Raw genomic sequence first — 21,220 nt, forward strand, 5'->3', positions numbered from 1 at the left:
GGTGTGATGATGGGAAAAGTACGAATCTATGAACTCGCTAAAGAGCTGAAACAAGATTCTAAGACGATTATTCAGGAACTGGAAAAAATGCAGGTGCCGGTGAAAAACCACATGAGCACGGTTTCTGAGTCTGTCGCTCAAGATATCAAAAACAAATTCAGCCATGAAGCAAAGTCTACCGCACCATCTAATAAAACAGCTGATAAAAATAAAACACATAAGGGTGCCAAGGGCAACCCGTCAAGCCAAGCTTCTCATCAGGAAAAGAAGGGGCAGGCAGGGGGAGGCGCCGGGCATCATCATAAAAAAGATGGTCAAAAATCTGAGCATAAGCACCAGTCGAATGGGCAGCAAAAAGGCAACCATGTTGACCAGAAAAAAGGGGAAAAATCCCATAGCCAGAAAAACGTCAACAAAAGACAAAAGCAACAAAACCGTCCAAATGACAATCGGTCTTCTCATCAAAACAACCATTCAAATAGAAACGATAAGAACGGTCAAAACAGAAACCAGTCCTTTAACAAGAAAAATCGCAAGGGGAAAAAGGACAAACGCCATAATAAGCGGGCGCCCCAACATGAACCGCGCGAATTTGCTGAAGTTAAGCACCATGTCGTGATTAATGAAACCATCACTGTCCAAGACCTGGCCCGTCAGTTGAGTAAAAAGGCCAGTGAAATCATCATGAAACTCATGAGCCTGGGCATGATGGCAACCATGAATCAGGAATTGGACGCCGATACGGCTTCCATTATTGCTGAAGAATATGGGGCAACCGTTGAAGTTAAAACCACCATGGAAGAGGACTTACTCAAGGAACTGGAAGTCGAAGATAATCCTCATGACCTGCGTAAACGTCCCTCTGTTGTCACCATCATGGGGCACGTTGACCATGGTAAGACCTCCCTCCTGGATAAGATTCGCCAAACGAACGTAACCACCCAAGAAGCCGGCGGGATTACCCAGCAGATTGGTGCTTACCAGGTGCGCTTTAATAATGAGCGCATTACCTTCCTGGATACTCCAGGCCACGAAGCCTTTACTTCCATGCGGGCCCGGGGGGCACAAATTACCGACATTGCCATCCTTGTAGTCGCTGCAGATGATGGGGTCATGCCGCAAACCATTGAAGCCATTGACCATGCGAAAGCGGCAGAAGTGCCCATTATTGTGGCCATCAATAAAATAGACAAACCTGACGCCAACCCGGAAGTGGTCAAGCAAGAGCTGACCCAGTACGGCATTGTGGCTGAAGAATGGGGCGGCGACGCCATTATGGTCCCGGTATCTGCCAAACGGGGCGATGGTATTGAAGAGCTGCTAGAGATGATTCTCTTAGTTGCCGAAATGGAAGACCTGAAGGCCAACCCCAACCGCCATGCTGTCGGGAAGGTTGTTGAATCCAAGCTGGATAAAAGCCGTGGGGTTGTAGCAACCCTCCTGGTTCAAAACGGGACCCTTCATAGCGGTGACTTCGTCATTGCCGGCTCCACCCAAGGGCGGATTCGGGCCATGTTTGACTACAATGGCAAGCCCTTAGAAAAAGCCGGCCCTTCAACACCGGCAGAAATTCTCGGGCTCAGTGAAGTGCCGGAAGCCGGGGACGACTTTGCAGCCGTTGCCAATGAAAAACTGGCCAAACAACTGGCTGAAAAACGTCAACAAGAAAAGCACATGAAAGAAATTAGTCGGGGGTCGGCGGTTTCCCTGGAAGAATTGTTCAGCCAGATCCAAGAAGGCGATGTCCGGGAATTGAATATCGTTTTAAAAGCAGATACCCAGGGGTCTATCGAAGCCATGCGCCAATCTTTAGAGGGATTAGGTACAGAAGAGGTCCGGGTCAATATTATCCGAACGGCTGTCGGTGGTATCCGGGAATCTGACGTTATGCTGGCCATGGCCTCCCAGGCTGTTATCATTGGCTTTAATGTCCGGCCGGATATCAACGCCAAGAAGTTAGCTGACAAGGAAAATGTCGATATCAATACCTATCGCATTATCTATGAAGCCATCGATGACGTTAAAAATGCCCTGAGCGGTCTTTTAGCTCCTGAAATTCGGGAAGTTGACCTGGGCCAAGCAGAGGTCCGGAGCGTTTTTAAGGTACCTAAGATTGGGAATGTCGCCGGCTGCTATGTCACTGACGGTAAAATTGTCCGCAATGCCAATATCCGGATTCTTCGCGACAGCGTCGTCATTTATGACGGTGAAATGGCCTCTTTAAAACGCTTTAAAGATGATGTTAAAGAGGTCGCTGCTGGGTATGAATGTGGTATCGGATTTGAAAAATTCAATGACATCAAAGAAGGTGACGTCTTCGAAGCGTACACCTTTGAAGAAATTAAACGCGAACTCTCTTAGGAGGTAGTATGGCCAATATAGAGCGGGTAGCTGAAGAAATTAAAAGAGACATGACGGATATCATTCGGTCAGAAATCAATGATCCGCGTATCGACAGCTTAATCAGTGTCACTGAGGTATCTGTAAGCGGGGACCTGGGCTATGCCAAGGTCTACATCAGCAAACTGGGTAAGGATGAGGAACGTCAGGAAGTCGTTGATGTTTTGAACAAGGCCAGCGGCTATATCCGGACCCTTTTAAGCAAGCGGTTAAAAACCCGGACGGTTCCTGCTTTGGAATTTTTATTGGACGACTCAATGATTTACGGCGCTAAGATAGATGGGATTTTAAATGACCTCAAAAATGATCAATAACAATGATATGGCCATTCGCTCTGCCCTTGAGGACGCAGAGCGGATTGCTATTTTTTCGCACATTCATCCGGATGGAGACGCCATTGGAGCCCAACTGGGCTTGGCCCAGGTTTTACGACAGTTAGGTAAGACAGTGGACATTTATAATCAAACCGGCCGGCCGGAAAGCTTTGCCTTTCTGCCCGGCATGAATGACTTATCCCCCTGGACTGACCAAAGCCCTGAGCCGGATGTGAAAATAGCCCTGGACTGCGGCAACCTGGACCGGCTCGGCCTAAGCCAGGCCGCCTGGGCCGGCAAAAGAACCATTACCATTGACCACCATGCCGGCCATGAGCCCTTCTCGGATTTAAACTATGTAGATAGCGAGTCCCCGGCTACCTGTGCCATTATGGCCGACCTGTGCCGGAAGTGGGGCTTCCCGCTTTCAGCAGAGGCGGCGACCTGCCTTTTAACCGGTATCCACACCGATACCGGGTCCTTTCGCTATGAAAAAACCTCAGCCGATACCTTTTCCACAGCTGCCTGGCTGATGACCTGTGGGGCAGACTTAGCTGCCATTCGCTACCATGTCTTTGAAAGTACTTCAAAGGCGCGCTTCCAGTTGCTCAATGCCCTGTATAATTCCAGCGAATTTATCTTTGACGGTAAAGTCGCCGTAGCGGAAATCTCCCATGACCTCATGGCCTCTCTGGGGGTTGCGGATGATGAGGTCCACGGCTTGGTCGGTCAGCTGAAGGAAGTGCAGGGGGTTGAGTTATCCATCCTGCTTCGCGAACTAGCCACTGGCGAAATAAAAGTCAGCTTACGGAGCAAGCAGTATGTCGACTGTAACCAATTGGCCGGCGAATTTGGCGGTGGCGGACACGTACGTGCTGCCGGCTGTAAGTTGAAGCTGCCGATGGCAGAGGCCCGCCAAGTCCTTACCGAAAGGGCCCGTAGCTACTTGAAAAGGGAGGCCTTATGATTAACGGCATCCTCGTCATTGATAAACCGGCCGGTTTAACCTCCCACGATGTAGTCAGCCGGTTACGGAAGGTCTTCAAGCAAAGGCGGATCGGCCATACGGGAACCTTGGATCCGGATGCAACAGGAGTCTTACCCATCTGCCTGGGGCAGGCGACCCGGTTGGCTGAATATTTAACAGCAGATGATAAATCCTACCAGGCCCAGCTTGTTTTTGGCCAGGCCACAGACAGCCTAGATGCCTCCGGCGAGGTGGTTGAGGAAACGGACCTGCCGGACTTAAGTACAGAGGCCTTTGCAGCCCTCCTGGAGGGTTTTTTAGGTGAGCAAATGCAAATCCCGCCTAAGTATTCGGCCATTAAGATAGACGGTGTCCCCCTCTACAAACTGGCCCGAGCAGGCAGGCCCCTACCGGAAGTGAAGGCCCGGCAGATTACCATCAAAGAAATCCAGCTCCATACATATGACCGACACCAGGCCTGTTTTTCAGTAACTGTCAGCAAGGGCACCTATATCCGGTCCCTTTGTGCAGATATCGGCCAGGCCGCTGGATCTTCTGCCCATATGGCCAGCTTGCGCCGCTTATCCAGCGGACAATTTGACCTTTCCCAGGCCATTCCCTTAGCCCAGTTAGAAGAAGCTACGGATCCAGCTGCCTATATTATTCCCATGTACGAAGCCATGAAAGGTTATCCCCAACTTGCCTTAACTGGGGATGAGCAGAAACGGGTCCAGAATGGGAATGCCATCCCCCTACAGGCCAACGCTGGGATAGAAGGGGGCCCGGTTGTTGCAAGTCATCTGGATAAGATGGTCGCAATCGGCTTTATAAAAGACGCGGAATTTCAACCTAAAAAGGTTTTTAATGACTAGAGGTAGGCGAAATATGAAAATATACCATTCATTTAAAGAAGTTCCCAATCAGGCAAGAGTCCTTGTCCTAGGCCACTTTGATGGACTCCACCTAGGTCACCAGGCCCTGATCCAAAAGGGCTATGAAATGGCTCAGAAGCTTGGCATACCCCTGATGGTTGCCACTTTTTACCCCCAGTTTCAGTCCTTGGCTGACCCTGGTTTTAAATATATTATGAGTCAAGAAACAAAAATGAAGCGGCTTGAGGACTTGGCTGTTGACGAAGTTTTTTCGGTGCCCTTTGATAAAAGGATTGCCGAACTGCCCCCGGAAGCTTTTGCCCGGGACCTCCTTCAAAAAACGCTGACAGCCAAGGGCCTGGTAGTGGGCTTTGACTACACCTTTGGTCACCAGGCCAGGGGGAAGGCCCAGGACCTGGTCGACCTTGTGGCCCCTATTCCGGTGGAAGTGATTCCGGCTTACAAGTGCGATGGGCAGGTCTTGAGCAGTACCGTCATCCGTCAGCTGCTTCGACAAGGGGACGTCGCCCAGGTGGAGACCTATCTGGGCTACCCCTACCAGCTCTGTGGAGAGGTCATCCATGGGCTGGCCAATGGCCGGAAGTTTCTGGTTCCAACGGCCAATATTTCCTTGCCAAAAGACCTGCTCCTACCCAGGCCCGGGGTCTATGCCGGCCGGTGTTTTTTAGCCGACAAGCCGCACCAGATTTTTCATTCCGTCATTAATATTGGCACCAAGCCAACGGTCAATGATGACCCCTTTGAAACGGTTGAAGCCTACCTTATGGATTTTGACCGGGATATTTACGGCGAAAGGCTTTGCGTCCGTGATTTGCACTTTTTGCGGGGTATCACCAAGTTTGCCTCTTTTCCAGAATTGAAGGCAGCCATTATGAAGGATATCGAAATGGGCAGGGCATATTTAGCTGAGAAATATAAGCCTATGTCTTGACGCCCCCTGCACTATTTTGTATAATTAAGTAGTTGAATTGGACCGAAGCACAGTCTACCGTTTCTCCGGCGAGGACTTTGTTTCCGGTGACACTCATTTTAAGGAGGAAAATAATTATGGCATTAGATCAAGCTAAAAAACAAGAAATCATCAAGGAATATCAAACCCATGAAGGTGACACCGGGTCCCCGGAAGTACAAGTCGCCTTATTAAGCTATCGGATTAATTACTTGACCGAGCACTTAAAAAGCAATAAAAAAGACCACCACTCTCGTCGTGGCCTATTAAAAATGGTCGGCCAACGGAGAGGGTTATTAAATTACCTGATGAAAATCGATATGGATCGCTATCGTAATCTCATCTCGAAGCTTGGCTTACGTCGGTAAGTGAAGCCAACTGGTAAGCGTATACATTGCCAAGGCGCTTTTGTGTCCTTGGCAATTTTTATAAATTCGTGAGGAGGCTTTATATGGATACAGTGATTCGCCGGTCAATGCAGTTAGCCGGAAGAACACTAAGCCTGGAGACTGGCCATTTAGCCAAGCAGGCCAGCGGTTCGGTCCTGGTTCGGTACGGGGATACCGTTGTCTTGGTCACCGCTACAGGTAGCCAAGAACCCCGGGAAGGTATTGACTTTTTCCCTTTAACCGTTGACTTTGAAGAAAAAATGTACGCCGCCGGGAAAGTCCCCGGCAGCTTCTTGCGCCGTGAAGGCCGGGCATCAGAACAGGCAACCCTATCTGCCCGCTTAATCGATCGACCGATTCGACCCCTATTTCCGAAGGGCTACCGGAATGATGTGCAGATTGTTGCCACGGTCCTATGCGTTGATCCGGATAATCCCCCGGATATGGCAGCCATGATCGGGGCATCTTGTGCCCTGCATTTATCCCATATTCCCTTTTTAGGCCCGATTGCAGGGGTCCATGTCGGCTATGTGGATGGGGAAATGATGATTAATCCCAACCATGCCGAAAGGGAAGCCAGCCTGCTGGACCTAGCTGTAGCAGGGACCCACGACGCCATTATGATGGTAGAAGCCGGTGCCCAGGAAGTCTCAGAAGAGGTCATTCTGGAGGGGATTCTCGAAGGCCACAAGGCCATTCAAGCATTAACCGACTTAATTGAGGACATGCGCCAGGAAGCCCTGGAAAAGGGGATTGCCAAAGAAAAAATCGCCTTCGATCCCCCGGCGATTGACCCAGATATTCAAGCAGCTGTTAAAGAGGCAGCCTGGGATGATTTAACGGCTGCCCTAAAAATTGTCAACAAAAAAGACCGTGACCAAGCCATTGCAGCGGCTAAAGACAAGGCCCTAACCCTCCTCATCGACCGCTTTGAAGAGGGCGAAGGGGAGATCAAGCAGGCCCTGGATGACTTAACCAAAGCCATCGTCCGCCGGTTAATTACCCACGATAAAATCCGCCCGGATGGCCGGGCCTTAGATGAAGTCCGCCCCCTGACCTGTGAAGTGGACCTCTTGCCGCGGACCCACGGGAGTGCTGTCTTTACCCGGGGGCAGACGCAAATTCTTTCTGTTGTGACCCTTGGGTCCACAAGAGATAACCAACCCCTGGACGGCCTGGATGATGAAAGCAGCCGTCGCTACCTCCACCATTACAATTTCCCACCCTACAGCGTTGGGGAAACCCGGCCGATTCGGGGCCCAGGCAGACGGGAAATTGGTCATGGGGTCCTGGCCCGGCGGGCTCTAGAGCCGGTGATTCCTGATATTGAAGACTTCCCCTATATGATTCGGGTGGTGTCAGAAGCCATCGAATCCAATGGGTCCACTTCAATGGCCTCTGTATGTGGCAGTACCCTGAGCCTCATGGCTGCAGGGGTTCCCATTAAAAAACCGGTATCCGGCGTGGCCATGGGCCTCATCCGTGAAGAAGACCAATTCAGCGTCCTGACCGACTTACAAGGACTGGAAGATGCTCTTGGGGATATGGACTTTAAGGTCGCCGGTACCTCAGATGGGGTAACCGCCATCCAAATGGACATCAAGATTAATGGCATTAACAAGGCTATTTTAGAGCAGGCCTTGAAGCAGGCCAAGGAAGGGCGCTTGTTCATCTTGGATACCATGCTCAAATGCATTGATGCACCCCGGACAGAATTATCACCCTTTGCCCCTCGAATTGAATCCTTTAAAATTGATGTGGATAAAATTAAGGATGTCATCGGCAGTGGCGGCAAAACCATTAAAAAGATTATCGAGTTAACGGGTGTTCAAATCGATGTAGAAGAGGATGGCACAGTGAGCGTCTTATCAAATGATGCACAAGCAGCAGACCAGGCAGTCAAAATGATCCAAGACATTGTCAAGGATCCGGAGGTTGGGGAAATTTACACCGGCAAAGTCGTTCGTATCATGGACTTCGGTGCTTTTGTAAATATTCTACCCGGCAAAGATGGCCTGGTTCATATCTCTCAACTGGATAAAAAACGGGTCAATAAAGTGGAAGATGTCGTCAAAGTCGGCGATGAAGTAACGGTTAAAGTGATCGAAATCGACCGGATGGGACGGATTAATCTATCACGGAAAGCCCTACTTGATTAAGCATTCTTTTCCCTAAAATTGGGTATGAATTCAAGTACGGTGAATTCATACCTTTTTTAGTTATATATTTTACAAAAAGTTGGAGGGGGAGTTTCTTGTACCATATTGGATTAGATATCGGGTCGACCACCCTTAAAATGGCTGTCAAGGATGACGCCGGTCACTTGGTCTACCAATCTTACAAGCGCCACCGCTCTTTCATACGTGACATTGCGGTTGAATCAATGGGTGAAGTCATTGATATCATAGGTACAGATCAACAAGTAACGATAGCTGTCACCGGGTCAGCAGGTATGGGCTTTGCTGAACAAGTCAACCTACCCTTTATTCAGGAGGTTGTCGCTACACAATTAGCTGTTGAAGATGCTTACGATGATATAGATGTTGTCATTGAGCTTGGGGGAGAGGACGCTAAAATCCTCTTCTTGACCGGCGGCACAGAAGTCCGGATGAACGGCAGTTGTGCCGGGGGGACAGGGGCCTTTATTGACCAAATGGCCGTCCTTTTAGATACCGACCTGGCCCAATTAGATGAATGGGCCCTAAAGGCCAAGCACATCTATCCGATTGCTTCTCGCTGTGGTGTTTTCGCGAAAACGGACGTGCAGCCCTTGTTAAACCAAGGGGCCGATAAGGCCGATGTGGCCATGAGTATTTTTCATGCCGTTGTGAACCAGACCATTGGTGGCCTGGCCCAGGGGCGGGAAATCAAGGGGAAGGTCATGTTCCTCGGTGGACCGCTAACCTTTTTAAAAGGGCTTCAACAGGCCTTTAAAGAGGTCTTAGCCCGGGATGAAGATGACTATCTTTTCCCTGACAATGCCCAATACTTCGTAGCCTATGGGGCTTCCTTGTATAGCAAATCAGAAGAGAGCATGTTGGCTGGCGACCTCCTTGAGGCCATTGAAAAGCAACAGGAGGGCCACCAGTTTGAAAGTCATGTTGCCCCTCTTTTTGAAAGTCTGGCCGAATATGAGGCTTTTATCCAGCGACATAGTGAGACCGCTGTGCCCCGGGCTGACCTGACCACTTATACCGGCAAGGCCTATTTGGGTATCGATGCCGGGTCTACAACGGTTAAGCTGGTGGTCATCGGTGAAGATGAAGAGCTCCTGTTTGAAAGCTATGAGGCCTCAAATGGGAAGCCGGTTGAATTTGTTCGCCAGGCCCTACTTAAAATCTATGAAAGCAATCCGACCATCAACCTGGTTTCCGGCGCAGTGACCGGTTACGGGGAAGAACTGGTGAAAACAGCCCTGCAAATTGACTATGGCCTGGTTGAAACCATGGCCCACTTAACAGCCGCCCAGGCCTTCCAGCCCAATGTAGACTTTATCATAGACATTGGCGGCCAGGATATGAAATGCTTCCGCATCAAGGATGGGTTCATCGACACCATCTTCTTAAACGAAGCCTGTTCATCCGGCTGTGGATCCTTTATTTCAACCTTTGCCAGCGCCCTGGGCTATAATGTCGCCGACTTTGCCAAGTTGGGCTTATTTGCCAAGCACCCTGTTGAATTGGGCTCCAGGTGTACGGTCTTTATGAACTCTTCCGTTAAACAAGCCCAGAAGGAGGGGGCCAGTGTTGAAGATATTTCTGCCGGCCTGTCCATGTCTGTGGTTAAAAATGCCCTCTATAAGGTTATCCGGGTGAATTCCGCAGAAGACCTGGGTCAGCACATTGTCGTTCAAGGCGGAACCTTCTACAACGATGCCATTTTACGGGCCTTTGAACGTGAAATTGGTGGCCAGGTCATCCGGCCGGAAATCGCCGGCCTCATGGGGGCCTATGGCTGCGCCTTATTTGCCAAAAGCCAACCCGAAAAGGACCAGTCAACCATCCTGAAGAAAGAAGACCTGGAAGACTTCGAGCAAAAAACCACCACCCGGATTTGTCAGCTCTGTGGCAACCATTGCCAGCTGACTATTAACCAGTTCAGCGGTGGCCGGGAACTCATTGCCGGTAATCGGTGTGAACGGCCCCTCTATAAAGATGGGCAAAAACGCGACCACCTACCAAATGAAATGAACTTTAAGCGTCAATTGATCAGCCAGGCCCGGGCCAGAGGAAAACGGACCATGGACAATTGCCGGGGGACCATCGGCCTCCCCTTGGGCTTAAATATCTATGAGATGTACCCCTTCTGGATGGCCTTTTGGAAGGCCCTCCGCTTTAGGGTAATCTTATCGCCCTTTGGCACCAAGGATACCTACCTGGCCGGCCAGGCAACCATTCCATCAGATACCGTTTGCTATCCGGCAAAACTCATGCACGGCCAGGTCCTTAACCTTATCGATCAGGGTGTCGATGCCATCTTTTACCCCTGCCTCACCTATAACTTTGACGAAAATATTAGCGATAACCACTACAACTGCCCGGTGGTCGCCTACTATCCCCAGGTCTTAGAAGCCAATATGAAGGCCCTCAAGGACGTCAAATTTTTATATCCCTTTTATGGGGTCCACAACCGGAAGAAGTTCACCAAGGCCATCAGCCAAGATATTCAGGCAACCTTTGGTATTCCGTCCAAAGAAACCAAGCAGGCGGTCGATGCCGCCTATAAGGCCATGGACGACTACCATCATAAAATCCTGGACTTCGGGACTCAGGCCATTGAAAAGGCCCGGGCGGTTAGAGCGCCCATTATCGTGCTCGCCGGTCGGCCCTACCACATTGATCCAGAAATCAACCATGGAATTGACCAATTAATTGAAACCTTTAATGCGGTGGTTGTAACAGAGGATGGCCTCCCCATGGACCCTGACCATATCGAGACAGATATCCTGAACCAGTGGACCTACCATGCCCGCCTCTACAATGCAGCTAAACTGGTACGAGACACCAATGACATGTACCTGGTCCAACTGGTCAGCTTTGGCTGTGGACTAGATGCCATCACCACCGATGAGGTAAGGGATATCCTAGAAGAAAAAGAAGACATCTATACCCAGATCAAAATCGATGAAATCAACAACCTGGGCGCTGTCCGTATCCGGCTCCGTAGCCTATTTGCGACCATTGCCCAGCAGCAAAACAAACAGTAAATGCTACTCAAAACTTCTTAGGAGGTGACGAACCGGCCATGTCTACCACAAACCGCGTTGTGTTTACTGAAGAAATGAAAGAAACGCATACCATTTTAGTCCCGATGATGCTACCCATTCATTTTAAGTTTTTACAGCGCATTTTAGAGATGGAAGGGTATAAAATAGACGTTTTAACCGGTCAGGGGCAGGAGCTCATTGATACCGGTTTGAAATACACCCACAATGACACCTGCTATCCGGCCCAGCTGACCATCGGCCAGCTCATGCAGGCCGCCTTAAGTGGGAAGTATGATACCGACCGGATTGCCTTACTGCTCATGCAAACCGGCGGTGGCTGTCGGGCATCCAACTATGTCAGCCTCCTCCGAAAGGCTTTAAAACAAGCCCATATGGAGCATATCCCAGTCCTGTCCTTTAATCTTTTAGGCCTGGAAAAGAACCCAGGCTTTACCCTGTCAAAAGACCTCATCCACCGGATGGCTGTAGGCGTCCTCTATGGGGATGTCCTGATGGACCTCTATAACCAAACCCTGCCTTACGAAGTCCATTCGGGGGACTGTGACGCCCTGGTAGAGACCCTGGTCGAAGAGCTTTGTGATAAGTTCAAGCGGCATGAAGCCTTTAAGGACAAGGATATTGTCCGGGAAAGCAGAGATATCCTACAACGCTTTTCTGAAATCGAAGTTCGCGAGGAAGAGCGAATTCGGGTTGGGATTGTCGGGGAAATTTATGTTAAATTCGCCCCCCTGGGCAATAATAACCTGGAAGCCTTCCTCCGATCAGAAGGGGCAGAGGTCGTGGTCCCGGGCTTAATGGACTTCGTCCTTTACACCATTGATGCCGGCATTGAAGATAATAAACTCTACGGAACCGGCTTCATTAAGCGCCTTGTCTCCGAATACCTCTACCGACGGGTGATCCGCCTGCAAAATAACATCATTGACCAGTATGCCGACTACCCCCGATTTAAGGCCCCGGCTCATTTTGAAGAAACCAAGGGGCAGGCTGCTGAAATTGTCCATGTGGGCACGAAAATGGGGGAAGGCTGGCTCCTAACCGGTGAAATGGTAGAGCTCATTAATAGTGGGGTCAACAACATCGTCTGTACCCAGCCCTTCGGCTGCCTGCCCAACCATATTGTTGGCCGGGGGATGATGCGCAAAATTAAGGAAATTTATCCGGAAGCAAATATTGTCCCCATTGACTATGATGCCAGCGCCACCCAGGTCAACCAGGAAAACCGACTCAAGTTAATGTTATCCTCAGCAAGGTCCCAAGCAAATAAAAAGCCGCTTTAAAGCGGCTTTTTATTTGCTTGAAGTTATTCTTTATGAGATAATATATTATAAGATAAGAAAGGAAGGGATATGGTTTGCAAATAGAGGAATTAAATGAAAGCCAACGGCTAGCTGTAGAAACAACAGAGGGGCCCTTGCTAATACTGGCCGGCGCCGGTAGTGGGAAAACAAAGGCGATCACCTACCGGATTGCCTATCTAATTGAAAAAATGCAGGTATCCCCTTATCATATCCTAGCCATAACCTTCACCAATAAAGCGGCCCAAGAACTCCAAGACCGGATTAGCCGCCTCATCGGCCCTGAAGGACGTCGGGTCTGGGCCAAAACCTTTCACGCGACAGCCCTGAATATTTTACGCTTTGAAAACGATTTGATTCCCTATGAGGATAACTTCGTTATTTTTGATGCAGCTGACCAGCAAACGGTCATTAAAAGGGTTCTAAAAGAGGCAAAAATTGACGAAAAGTCCCTGACGCCACGGGCCTTACTTGCCGATATTTCCCGGGAGAAAAATGCCTTACATCGCCCGGAAGATACCCGCCGCTTGGCCCAGGGAGATGGCAGCTCTGAAAACCTGGCAACCCTTTATGAGGCCTATCAACGGGCCTTGAAGCAGCAGAATGCCATGGACTTTGATGACATTATTTTTGAATTGATCCGCTTATTTGAAAGCCAGCCTGACGTTTTAAAAAAATACCAGGACCGGTTTAAATATATTATGGTCGATGAATACCAGGATACCAATTACGCCCAGTACACCCTAATCAAGCTTCTGGCTGACCAGCACAAAAACATCTGCGTTGTTGGCGATGATGACCAGTCCATTTATGAATGGCGGGGGGCTGATATCCGTAATATCCTGGATTTTGAACACCAATACCCGCAGGCCAAGGTCATCAAGCTCGAGGAAAATTACCGGTCCAGCCAGTTTATTTTAAAGGCAGCTAATGGCGTCATTGCCAATAACCAGGAACGGAAGGACAAGAGCCTATGGACTGAACGACCTGATGGCGAAAGGGTCAAGCTCTATACGGCCCTGGATGATACAGATGAGGCCTTTTTTATTTCCCGTCATATCAACCAACTACTGGGAGATGACAGCGGCTATAGCTACAAGGACTTTGCTGTCCTCTGCCGGATGACCGCCCAATTCCGGAAAATTGAAGAAGACTTTATCCAGCGGAAGATCCCCTATAAAATTTTTGGGGGCATTAAGTTCTACAGTCGAAAGGAAATCAAAGACATTATGGCCTACTTAAGCCTCTTGTCTAACCCCTATGACTTTATCTCCCTGGAAAGGGCCTTACAGACTCCTCGGCGGGGTATTGGAGACGGCAGCATTGAAAAGATCCGCCAATTGATGCGGTCTGAAAATATCACCGGCATCGACGCTTTAGCCCGGGCTCGGGAAGTTATTAGCACAAAAAAAATACTAGCTGCTATTGACGTCTTCCTCAAGCTTTTAGCAGATGCCAAGCAAATCTATGAAGGCAATTACAGTATTGCCGAACTAACCAACTTCCTCTTAGACGAAAGTGGCTACCGAGCCATGCTGACAGAGGAGGACTCTGTAGAAGCCGAAACCCGGCTAGACTACATCAACCAGTTTTTAGCAACGACAGCTGAATTTGATGCCAGCCATGAAGACCTTGAGGATGCCTCCTTGACGGTCTTTTTATCAGACCTGGCCCTTTATACTGACACAGATGACTACCAAAACAACCAGGATACGGTTTCCATCATGACCCTCCACTCCGCCAAGGGGTTGGAGTTTCCAGTTGTCTTCATTCCCGGTATGGAAGAAGGGATTTTCCCACATGCCTACCGTTTGGTAGATGAAAGTGACTTAGAAGAGGAACGACGCCTCTGCTATGTTGGCATTACCCGGGCAGAAGACCACCTTTTCCTCTTACGGGCCGAAAAACGGATGCTCTATGGCAAGATGCAGGCAAACCTGCCTTCTCGTTTCCTAGATGAAATTCCATCCTTGGTTTTAGATGACTTAAATAGCCGGCATAATAAGAATACACCGGCCAAGGAAACCAAACACGTCAAACGGTCTAAGGCAGAAGACGTCACCTACTTGGTAGGCGATAAAATCAACCACCAACTCTGGGGCAAGGGAGCTGTTGTCGCTGTTGATGACAAGGGACCCTTTACGCAAATTAGCGTGATGTTCCCGGATATGGGCTTAAAGAAGCTCATTTCAGCCTACGCTCCCATTCAAAAAATAGAGGATTAAAGGAAGTGGCAGCATGCTAACGCCTCTTGAGCAGTCTGATCTCCTAAAGGATTTCAAGGTATATTTACACCTAGAGCGTGGCCTGGCCAGTCAAACGCAAGAAGCCTATATCCGCGACCTCAAGGATTTTTTCCACTTTATAGACGATAAAGCGCCGACCGACTGGGCAGAGCGTGATATTGACCACTACCTGCAAGACGCCGGTCGGCGTTTTGCGCCCAGCACCGTGGCAAGGCGGATGGCTGCCTTGCGGACCTTCTTCAGCTATTACCAGCAAGTCTATCCGGGTATATTAACATGTACACCCCGTTGGCAGGCGCCTCGCAACAGCCAACACCTGCCTGAGGTGCTTTCAGTTGAAGAAGTTAGTCAGCTCTTAGCTGCCCCGGACCGGTTTAAAATGCCGGGCGTCCGGGATGCAGCCATCCTAGAACTCCTGTATGCCACCGGCATGCGGGTCAGTGAACTCTCGGCCCTTGAGCTCCAGCAGATTTTTACCGAAGACCAGTTCATCCGGGTCATCGGCAAGGGGAAAAAGGAACGCCTGGTTTTTTATGGCGACTCTGCCAGCAAGGCCCTGGACCGCTACTTGGCCCAGGGGCGGCCCCGGCAAAAAAATTACCGCTTGACCCAGTTGGTCTTTCTCAATAACCGGGGTGGCCAGTTATCCCGGCAAAGCATTTGGAAAATCATCAAGCGTTACGCTAAAGAAGCGGGTATCGACCGGTATGAAAGCCTGACACCCCATACCCTTCGCCATTCTTTTGCCAGTCATTTATTGGCTGGTGGCGCTGACCTGAGATTAATCCAGGAATTGCTGGGCCATGCTGATATATCCACCACTCAAATCTATACCCATATCGCAGATGATGCGCTCTTATCCCAATATCGTGCTGCACACCCACGTGGATAGGGAGGTTTCAGATGAAAGTCATAATGATTGTTCTAGATAGCGTTGGCGTAGGCGCTTCACCGGATGCAGGCGCTTTCGGAGATCCATCCAGTGTAAATACCCTGGCCTCAGCCCTTAAGCACTTGCCCCAGGGCACCAGCCTAAAAAACCTAGAGGACCTAGGCTTCATCCAGCTCTGCCAAGAAAAACCTGAGCCCGGTCGGGCCATAACCGCCCGGGCTCTTGAAGCATCCAAAGGGAAGGATACCGTTGTCGGTCACTGGGAATTGGCCGGTAAAATCAGCGATCGAGCTTTTCCCACCTTTCCCCAGGGCTTTCCTGAGAAAATGGTCGACCACATCAAATCAGTTGCCCAAAGGGATGTCTTGTGGAATAAGCCCGCTTCAGGCACCGCCATCATCCAAACCTTCGGCGATGAACACCTGAGAACGGGTGCCCTCATCGTCTATACCTCTTCAGACAGCGTTTTGCAAATAGCCGCTCATGAAGACATCGTCCCCCTGGACGAACTCTACCGCATCTGTGCCCAACTTCGCCAGGACTTTTCAGCGCCGGAGGAGGAGGTCAACCGGATTATTGCCCGGCCCTTCATCGGCCCCTCAGCTGGCCCCTTTACCCGGACCGAAAATAGGAGGGACTTTACCGTCCCTATTCCGGCGGGACACCTCTTAGATGACCTGGCCCAAACCAAGGTTCCAAGCTACGCAGTCGGAAAAATAAAGACCATCTTCCCCAATGTTACCTTTACAGGTAATTGGCCGGGCCATAATAATGCCGAAGCCCTCGCTTCAACCTTAGCGCTTGCTCAGGAAGTCCCCCATGGCCTTATTTTTACCAACCTTGTTGATTTCGATATGCTCTATGGCCACCGGCGGAACCCGGAAGGGTATGCCCAGGCCCTTTTGGCCTTTGACCGGGCCTTACCAGACCTCTTGGCCAGTTTACAGGAAGAGGACTGGCTAATCTTAACCGCCGACCATGGCTGTGACCCCTTGGCGCCAGGGACAGACCACACCCGGGAAAAAATACCGGTGCTTTTCTATTCACCACGGCTAACAGAGGGTAAATATATCGGCGAACGGACCAGCTATGCGGATATTGCCAGCACTATCGCTGACCTATTTGCTATTTCTTATAGCGGTGCCGGCAGCTCTTTCAAAGAATACTTGGATACCTAGGAGGACTTATGTCAAAAAACGCCCAGTACTACATTTCCAACAAGGCCCAGGACATTCCCTTAAATAAAGAAGCCATCACCTTCATGGTCGATGGCTATGTGAAAAATGAAGTCAGCGACCCACAGATGGCCGCCTGGCTCACGGCCTGCTATATTCATGGCCTGAGTGATGAAGAGACCATCCTCCTAACAGAAGCCATGGCCCTATCAGGTGATCAATTGACCTGGTCGGACCATCTACGGCAGGACGGCCGCTACCGCTTAGTGGATAAACACAGCAGTGGAGGGGTAGGGGACAAGACCACCCTTATCATCACCCCCTTGGTGGCCTCCTTTGGCTATCCGGTGGTCAAACTCTCAGGCAGAGCCCTCGGCCATACCGGCGGCACCATCGATAAGCTAGAGAGCATTCCCGGCTTACGAACCGACTTTAGCGAAGAAGAGATAGAAGCCCAAGTCAGCCGAATTGGCCTCTATATTGGTGGCGCCACTGACCAATTAGCCCCGGCTGATAAAAAAATGTACGCCTTACGCGACCATATCGGCCTCATAGAAGAACCGGGGCTCATCTGCTCAAGCATTGTCAGCAAAAAAATCGCCTCTGGGGCCGATGCCTTTGTCTTTGACATCAAATACGGCCATGGAGCCTTTATGAACAGCAAAGAGAAGGCCCTCATCCTCGCCCAAAAAATAGAAAAAACTTGCGAATATTTTCACAAGCCTTGTGAAATCATTTTATCTGATATGAATGAGCCCCTGGGCGATGCCATTGGAAACGGGCTGGAAATCCAGGAAGTGGTTCGTATTTTATCCGGTAAGGTCAATCAAGGCCCTCTAGTGGACCTATCCATTGACCTCGCGGCCAATATGCTAGCCTTAATCGACCCGGAAAAGCCAGATATCGACCATTGGAAGAAACAGTGCGCCATGGCCTTAAAAAACGGCAGCGCCCTACGGAAATTCAATGAGATGGTCCAGGCCCAAGGCGGCGATTTAGACGAAGCACTTGATGAAGAAACTGAATTCAGCTATGACTTCTATAGCGGTGAATCCGGTCGAATTACGGCCATAGATGCCAAGGTCTTTGGCATCGCGGCCCATGACCTGGGCGCCGGCCGACTGGACCATGATGATATCCATCCAGCTGCAGGTATTACCCTGGATAAGCACGTCGGCGATACCGTATTTACCGGCGAACGGATTGCCTTGCTGCATTACAACCTTGAACGGAGCCAGTATCTATATCCAACCATTGACGCCTTGAAGAAGGCGGTTACCGTAGATACTCAGGTTGAGGTGAACCCTTTTAATTAGTGCTTGTTTAAACACTTTAGGCAGACGATAACTGACCATCCAAAGAGTTTACATAATATATATTATGGGAATTTACGGCTTAGTAAGCTTAGAGCACTGATTAGGTATCTACACCCCTCTTATCCAAAAAGGCCCTTAGAAAATGAGATCCCTACAGCTCATTTTCTAAGGGCCTTTATTATATTATACAAAGCTTTCTTACAAGTCCGGTCTTTTAGATTCAAGCCTTTGCTTTTCGCCGTAAAATATCCATTGGCTTAACAGGCTGGTCAACAGGCATATAGATGACCTGTCTAGCATGAGGCGCTTCTGTAATCTCCTCCATGTTTTCGTCATACATCTGGTCAATTTGATGGTCCAGCTCGGTATAGTCTGGCCCGAAAAACTGGATGGCCTCGCCTAAGACCATTTTATTGCGTTGCTCTATCTTGGCCATTTTTTTAGCCGGGTCATAGTCTAAGACGACGCCACAAAATTCGTAGGGAGTCACCGGCCCTGAAAAGGCTGAATTGATAGCATGGTCTTCAGGGCGGCCAAATAAGAAGCCGCTGGTATAAGGCCGGTGGCTGATTTTATTTAATTCCTTTTCACTATACACAAAAGCATCTTCATCAACCTGACCGGCCAAGACGCCATCTAAAACCCGCCGGTAGGCCCGGACAACTGTTGATAGATAGAAAATACTCTTCATCCGGCCTTCAATTTTCAAGGAAGAAACGCCGGCGTCTATGAGGTCCTTTAAGTATCCCAGAGTCGACAGGTCATGGGAGTTGAAGATATAGCTCCCCTGGGCATCTTCCTCTACCGGATAGTATTCACCAGGGCGCTTTTCTTCAACCAGGGCATACCGCCAGCGGCAGGGTTGAGCACAAGCCCCCTGATTGGCATCCCGGCCGGTCATGTAGTTGCTGAGCAGGCATCTACCCGAATAGGACATACACATGGCTCCATGCACAAAGACTTCCAGTTCAGCGGAGGTCTTATCTTTGATTTCTCTGATTTCCTCCAGGGAGAGCTCCCGGGCCAATACCACCCGGTCGACCCCTTCCATGTTTTCCCAAAAGCGGATGCCGGCCCAGTTCACTATGGTGGCCTGGGTACTGATATGGATGGGGACCTCAACCCCGGCCTCTTTAATGAGCCAGTAGACACCCGGATCGGCAATGAGGATGGCGTCAACCTGGATGCTTTCTAAAAACTGAGCATATTCCCCAATGCCCTCCAAGCCTTCATTGTGGGGATAGGCATTCATGGTTACGTACACTTTTTTATGACGGTCATGGGCATAGCGAACGGCTTCTTCCAGCTCTTCATCACTAAAGTTGCCGGCGAAGGCCCGGAGGCCAAACCGTTTTCCGGCCAGATAAACTGCATCTGCGCCATAGTGAAAGGCGAACTTTAATTTTTCAAAATCGCCTGCCGGCGCCAATAATTCCACCTGATTCATGGACACGCTCCTCTACTCCTTGATTAAAAGCAAGACGCCATCATCGATATTTAAGACATGACCCCGCCCACTGGCTGCGACATCTTCCAGGAATTGCCGAAGTCTCAATACGGCCGTTTTTTGCCTATGGCTGGGATAGGCCAGGGTAGCGACCCAACCGTGCTGCAGGACGTCATCAAAAACCATCAATCCGCCCGGGCTGACATGCTGCCACAATCGGTCGGCCAGAGTCGCATACTGCCCCTTGGCGGCATCGATAAAGATAAGGTCATAGACCTGGTCCTTGAGCCCGGCTGACGCCCAAAAAACCTCCGAGCGGATATCGCCCTGGATCAGTTGAACCTGGCCGCTAACAAGATATGAAGCAAGAAAGCGCCTTGCATCTGCATAGCGCTTTTCATTGATCTCAATACTGGTAATTTTAGCCGCTGGGGCCGCTTGGGCCAGGGTCAGGGTGGATAGACCGATGGCTGTCCCCAACTCTAAGATATGCACCGGTTTTTTTAGGGCAGCAATCATCTTCAAGGTCCGAGCCACCTCCGGGACGATCACCGGAATATGGTTTTCTTCTGCATAGGCTCGCATGCTTTTTATTTCATTTGATTCCGGAAAAAGCGCCTCTAGATAGGCGCTTTCATTCGGATAGGCTTGGTAGTCAGTCATAACCGTAAATCTTTCTATTTTTCAAGTGCTCTTCGTAGGTCCTGGCAAAAACGTGGGCATTCCGGGTTTGGGTGTTAAAAAGATAGAAGTAATAATTTGTTTTGGCTGGATTGGAAGCCGCCACCAGGGAGGTCATACTAGGATTACAAATAGGCGACGGGGGAAATCCCTTGTGTAAATAAGTATTATAGGGCGACTTGATTTGATAATCGGCAAAGTTTAAGGCCCTCCCCTTCTCATTCATCGCATAGGCGATGGTAGCATCACACTGCAGGGGCATATTCTTGTTTAAGCGGTTAATATAAACAGAGGCAATGGCCGGTTTTTCGCCATCACTCCTGGCTTCCCGCTCAAGCATAGAGGCCAGGATAACCGTTTGTCGGTCGTTCAACTTATTGGTACGTTTGGGTATCTTTTTCGTGTGGGCATCAAAATTATCCAGCATCAGCTCGATGACGCTTTCCGGGTCCATATTATCTTCATATTCATAGGTGCCGGGAAAAAGATAGCCTTCTAAGCGGGTGTCATCGCCACCGGGCGAGGTGATAAAGGAATAGCCGATAAACTGACCGTTCCTGACCGTTTCCCAGAACTTTTGTTTAGAACAAATCTCTTTCTTTTCAAAAAGGTATGCGACATCGCTTAGGGTAATCCCCGGGGGAATGGTGATGACCCGGGTGGCCCCCTTTGGCCGCATGAGAATGGCGCTAATGCGCTTCAAGGGCATGGCCGCACTAATCTTATAGCTTCCAGGCCGGGGCACCTGGTTGTCTTCGTTGTTCTTGACGTATTCCAGAAAGTGACTGTCTTCTTTGATGAAGCCTTCATTTTCTAACCGCATGGCGACGGTTTCTAGGTTATCATTCGGATCAATGGTAAAGTCAATCCGCTTGGTTTCTTCTAGGTTGGCGATTTCATCGCCGGATACAGTATCCATCTGGCTGAGAAGAATAATCCCTAGGCCAATGCCGACGAGCAAAAGTAAGCAAAGGCCTAATAAACAGCCCATTTTTGAGCGTTTTTTTCTTGCTTTTATTGCCATAT

16 protein-coding genes are annotated in these 21,220 nt (G+C 49.7%); 13 read left to right on the top strand and 3 right to left on the bottom strand.

The features are described from left to right. Positions 1-9: 9 nt before the first annotated feature. The 13 genes from infB to ACLGL1_RS04710 all read left to right on the top strand — a co-directional run bounded on the left by infB (position 10) and on the right by ACLGL1_RS04710 (position 18,066). Positions 10-2,361 carry a translation initiation factor IF-2 gene (gene infB, locus ACLGL1_RS04650; protein WP_411007599.1) on the top strand — a complete coding sequence of 784 codons (2,352 nt, stop codon included), beginning with the start codon at positions 10-12 and terminating at the stop codon, positions 2,359-2,361. Between the two features lie 8 nt (positions 2,362-2,369). Then, entirely contained in the window at positions 2,370-2,714 is a 345-nt protein-coding gene (gene rbfA, locus ACLGL1_RS04655; protein WP_408976798.1) for a 30S ribosome-binding factor RbfA, read from the top strand. Continuing rightward, a complete protein-coding gene (locus ACLGL1_RS04660) occupies positions 2,692-3,681 on the top strand; it encodes a DHH family phosphoesterase (RefSeq protein WP_411007600.1) in 990 nt (329 codons plus the stop codon). The genes rbfA and ACLGL1_RS04660 overlap by 23 nt, the downstream gene beginning before the upstream one ends. After that, the gene (truB, locus tag ACLGL1_RS04665; protein ID WP_408976796.1) at positions 3,678-4,553 is read left to right on the top strand and encodes a tRNA pseudouridine(55) synthase TruB; all 876 of its coding nucleotides are present in this window, start codon (positions 3,678-3,680) and stop codon (positions 4,551-4,553) included. Before ACLGL1_RS04660 ends, truB begins: the two co-directional genes overlap by 4 nt. A gap of 13 nt (positions 4,554-4,566) precedes the next feature. Then, positions 4,567-5,505 carry a riboflavin biosynthesis protein RibF gene (gene ribF, locus ACLGL1_RS04670; RefSeq protein WP_411007601.1) on the top strand — a complete coding sequence of 313 codons (939 nt, stop codon included), beginning with the start codon at positions 4,567-4,569 and terminating at the stop codon, positions 5,503-5,505. A gap of 116 nt (positions 5,506-5,621) precedes the next feature. Then, the gene (gene rpsO / locus ACLGL1_RS04675; protein WP_408976794.1) at positions 5,622-5,891 is read left to right on the top strand and encodes a 30S ribosomal protein S15; all 270 of its coding nucleotides are present in this window, start codon (positions 5,622-5,624) and stop codon (positions 5,889-5,891) included. Positions 5,892-5,974: 83 nt separating this feature from the next. After that, positions 5,975-8,071 carry a polyribonucleotide nucleotidyltransferase gene (locus ACLGL1_RS04680; RefSeq protein WP_408976793.1) on the top strand — a complete coding sequence of 699 codons (2,097 nt, stop codon included), beginning with the start codon at positions 5,975-5,977 and terminating at the stop codon, positions 8,069-8,071. A 95-nt stretch (positions 8,072-8,166) separates the two neighbouring features. Beyond that, the gene (locus ACLGL1_RS04685; RefSeq protein ID WP_411007602.1) at positions 8,167-11,118 is read left to right on the top strand and encodes an acyl-CoA dehydratase activase-related protein; all 2,952 of its coding nucleotides are present in this window, start codon (positions 8,167-8,169) and stop codon (positions 11,116-11,118) included. A 38-nt stretch (positions 11,119-11,156) separates the two neighbouring features. Then, complete coding sequence (locus ACLGL1_RS04690) at positions 11,157-12,419, top strand: 2-hydroxyglutaryl-CoA dehydratase (RefSeq protein ID WP_408976791.1); 1,263 nt, start codon at positions 11,157-11,159, stop codon at positions 12,417-12,419. A 74-nt stretch (positions 12,420-12,493) separates the two neighbouring features. Next, positions 12,494-14,662: an ATP-dependent helicase gene (locus ACLGL1_RS04695; protein WP_411007603.1), complete on the top strand. Its 2,169-nt coding sequence runs from the start codon at positions 12,494-12,496 to the stop codon at positions 14,660-14,662. A 13-nt stretch (positions 14,663-14,675) separates the two neighbouring features. Continuing rightward, on the top strand, positions 14,676-15,575 hold the full coding sequence (gene xerA / locus ACLGL1_RS04700) for a site-specific tyrosine recombinase/integron integrase (protein WP_408976789.1): 900 nt from the start codon (positions 14,676-14,678) through the stop codon (positions 15,573-15,575). 11 nt (positions 15,576-15,586) lie between these two features. Beyond that, positions 15,587-16,753 carry a phosphopentomutase gene (locus ACLGL1_RS04705; RefSeq protein WP_411007604.1) on the top strand — a complete coding sequence of 389 codons (1,167 nt, stop codon included), beginning with the start codon at positions 15,587-15,589 and terminating at the stop codon, positions 16,751-16,753. A gap of 8 nt (positions 16,754-16,761) precedes the next feature. Continuing rightward, positions 16,762-18,066: a thymidine phosphorylase gene (locus tag ACLGL1_RS04710; RefSeq protein ID WP_411007605.1), complete on the top strand. Its 1,305-nt coding sequence runs from the start codon at positions 16,762-16,764 to the stop codon at positions 18,064-18,066. Positions 18,067-18,286: 220 nt separating this feature from the next. On the opposite strand, the gene ACLGL1_RS04715 is transcribed toward ACLGL1_RS04710, so the two are convergent. The 3 genes from ACLGL1_RS04715 to mltG are packed head-to-tail and all read right to left on the bottom strand — an operon-like array spanning position 18,287 to position 21,218. Continuing rightward, positions 18,287-19,513, bottom strand: coding sequence for a peptidase U32 family protein (locus ACLGL1_RS04715; RefSeq protein ID WP_411007606.1), 1,227 nt, complete (start codon positions 19,511-19,513; stop codon positions 18,287-18,289). A gap of 12 nt (positions 19,514-19,525) precedes the next feature. Next, the gene (locus ACLGL1_RS04720; RefSeq protein WP_411007607.1) at positions 19,526-20,176 is read right to left on the bottom strand and encodes an O-methyltransferase; all 651 of its coding nucleotides are present in this window, start codon (positions 20,174-20,176) and stop codon (positions 19,526-19,528) included. Then, positions 20,169-21,218 (bottom strand): endolytic transglycosylase MltG, encoded by a 1,050-nt coding sequence (gene mltG / locus ACLGL1_RS04725; RefSeq protein ID WP_411007608.1) that lies wholly within the window; start codon positions 21,216-21,218, stop codon positions 20,169-20,171. The genes ACLGL1_RS04720 and mltG overlap by 8 nt, the downstream gene beginning before the upstream one ends. Positions 21,219-21,220: the final 2 nt, after the last annotated feature.

Origin of the sequence: Peptococcus simiae (genome assembly GCF_046569735.1) — a bacterium.
Lineage (GTDB): Bacteria > Bacillota > Peptococcia > Peptococcales > Peptococcaceae > Peptococcus > Peptococcus simiae_A.

Excerpts from the sequence above, each read along its gene's own strand:
- rbfA (WP_408976798.1), top strand. The coding sequence starts at position 2,370 with ATGGCCAATATAGAGCGGGTAGCTGAAGAAATTAAAAGAGACATGACG.
- truB (WP_408976796.1), top strand. The coding sequence starts at position 3,678 with ATGATTAACGGCATCCTCGTCATTGATAAACCGGCCGGTTTAACCTCC.
- ribF (WP_411007601.1), top strand. The coding sequence starts at position 4,567 with ATGAAAATATACCATTCATTTAAAGAAGTTCCCAATCAGGCAAGAGTC.
- ACLGL1_RS04720 (WP_411007607.1), bottom strand. The coding sequence starts at position 20,176 with ATGACTGACTACCAAGCCTATCCGAATGAAAGCGCCTATCTAGAGGCG.
- ACLGL1_RS04705 (WP_411007604.1), top strand. The coding sequence starts at position 15,587 with ATGAAAGTCATAATGATTGTTCTAGATAGCGTTGGCGTAGGCGCTTCA.
- ACLGL1_RS04660 (WP_411007600.1), top strand. The coding sequence starts at position 2,692 with ATGACCTCAAAAATGATCAATAACAATGATATGGCCATTCGCTCTGCC.
- xerA (WP_408976789.1), top strand. The coding sequence starts at position 14,676 with ATGCTAACGCCTCTTGAGCAGTCTGATCTCCTAAAGGATTTCAAGGTA.
- rpsO (WP_408976794.1), top strand. The coding sequence starts at position 5,622 with ATGGCATTAGATCAAGCTAAAAAACAAGAAATCATCAAGGAATATCAA.
- ACLGL1_RS04710 (WP_411007605.1), top strand. The coding sequence starts at position 16,762 with ATGTCAAAAAACGCCCAGTACTACATTTCCAACAAGGCCCAGGACATT.
- ACLGL1_RS04680 (WP_408976793.1), top strand. The coding sequence starts at position 5,975 with ATGGATACAGTGATTCGCCGGTCAATGCAGTTAGCCGGAAGAACACTA.
- mltG (WP_411007608.1), bottom strand. The coding sequence starts at position 21,218 with ATGGCAATAAAAGCAAGAAAAAAACGCTCAAAAATGGGCTGTTTATTA.
- ACLGL1_RS04715 (WP_411007606.1), bottom strand. The coding sequence starts at position 19,513 with ATGAATCAGGTGGAATTATTGGCGCCGGCAGGCGATTTTGAAAAATTA.
- infB (WP_411007599.1), top strand. The coding sequence starts at position 10 with ATGGGAAAAGTACGAATCTATGAACTCGCTAAAGAGCTGAAACAAGAT.
- ACLGL1_RS04690 (WP_408976791.1), top strand. The coding sequence starts at position 11,157 with ATGTCTACCACAAACCGCGTTGTGTTTACTGAAGAAATGAAAGAAACG.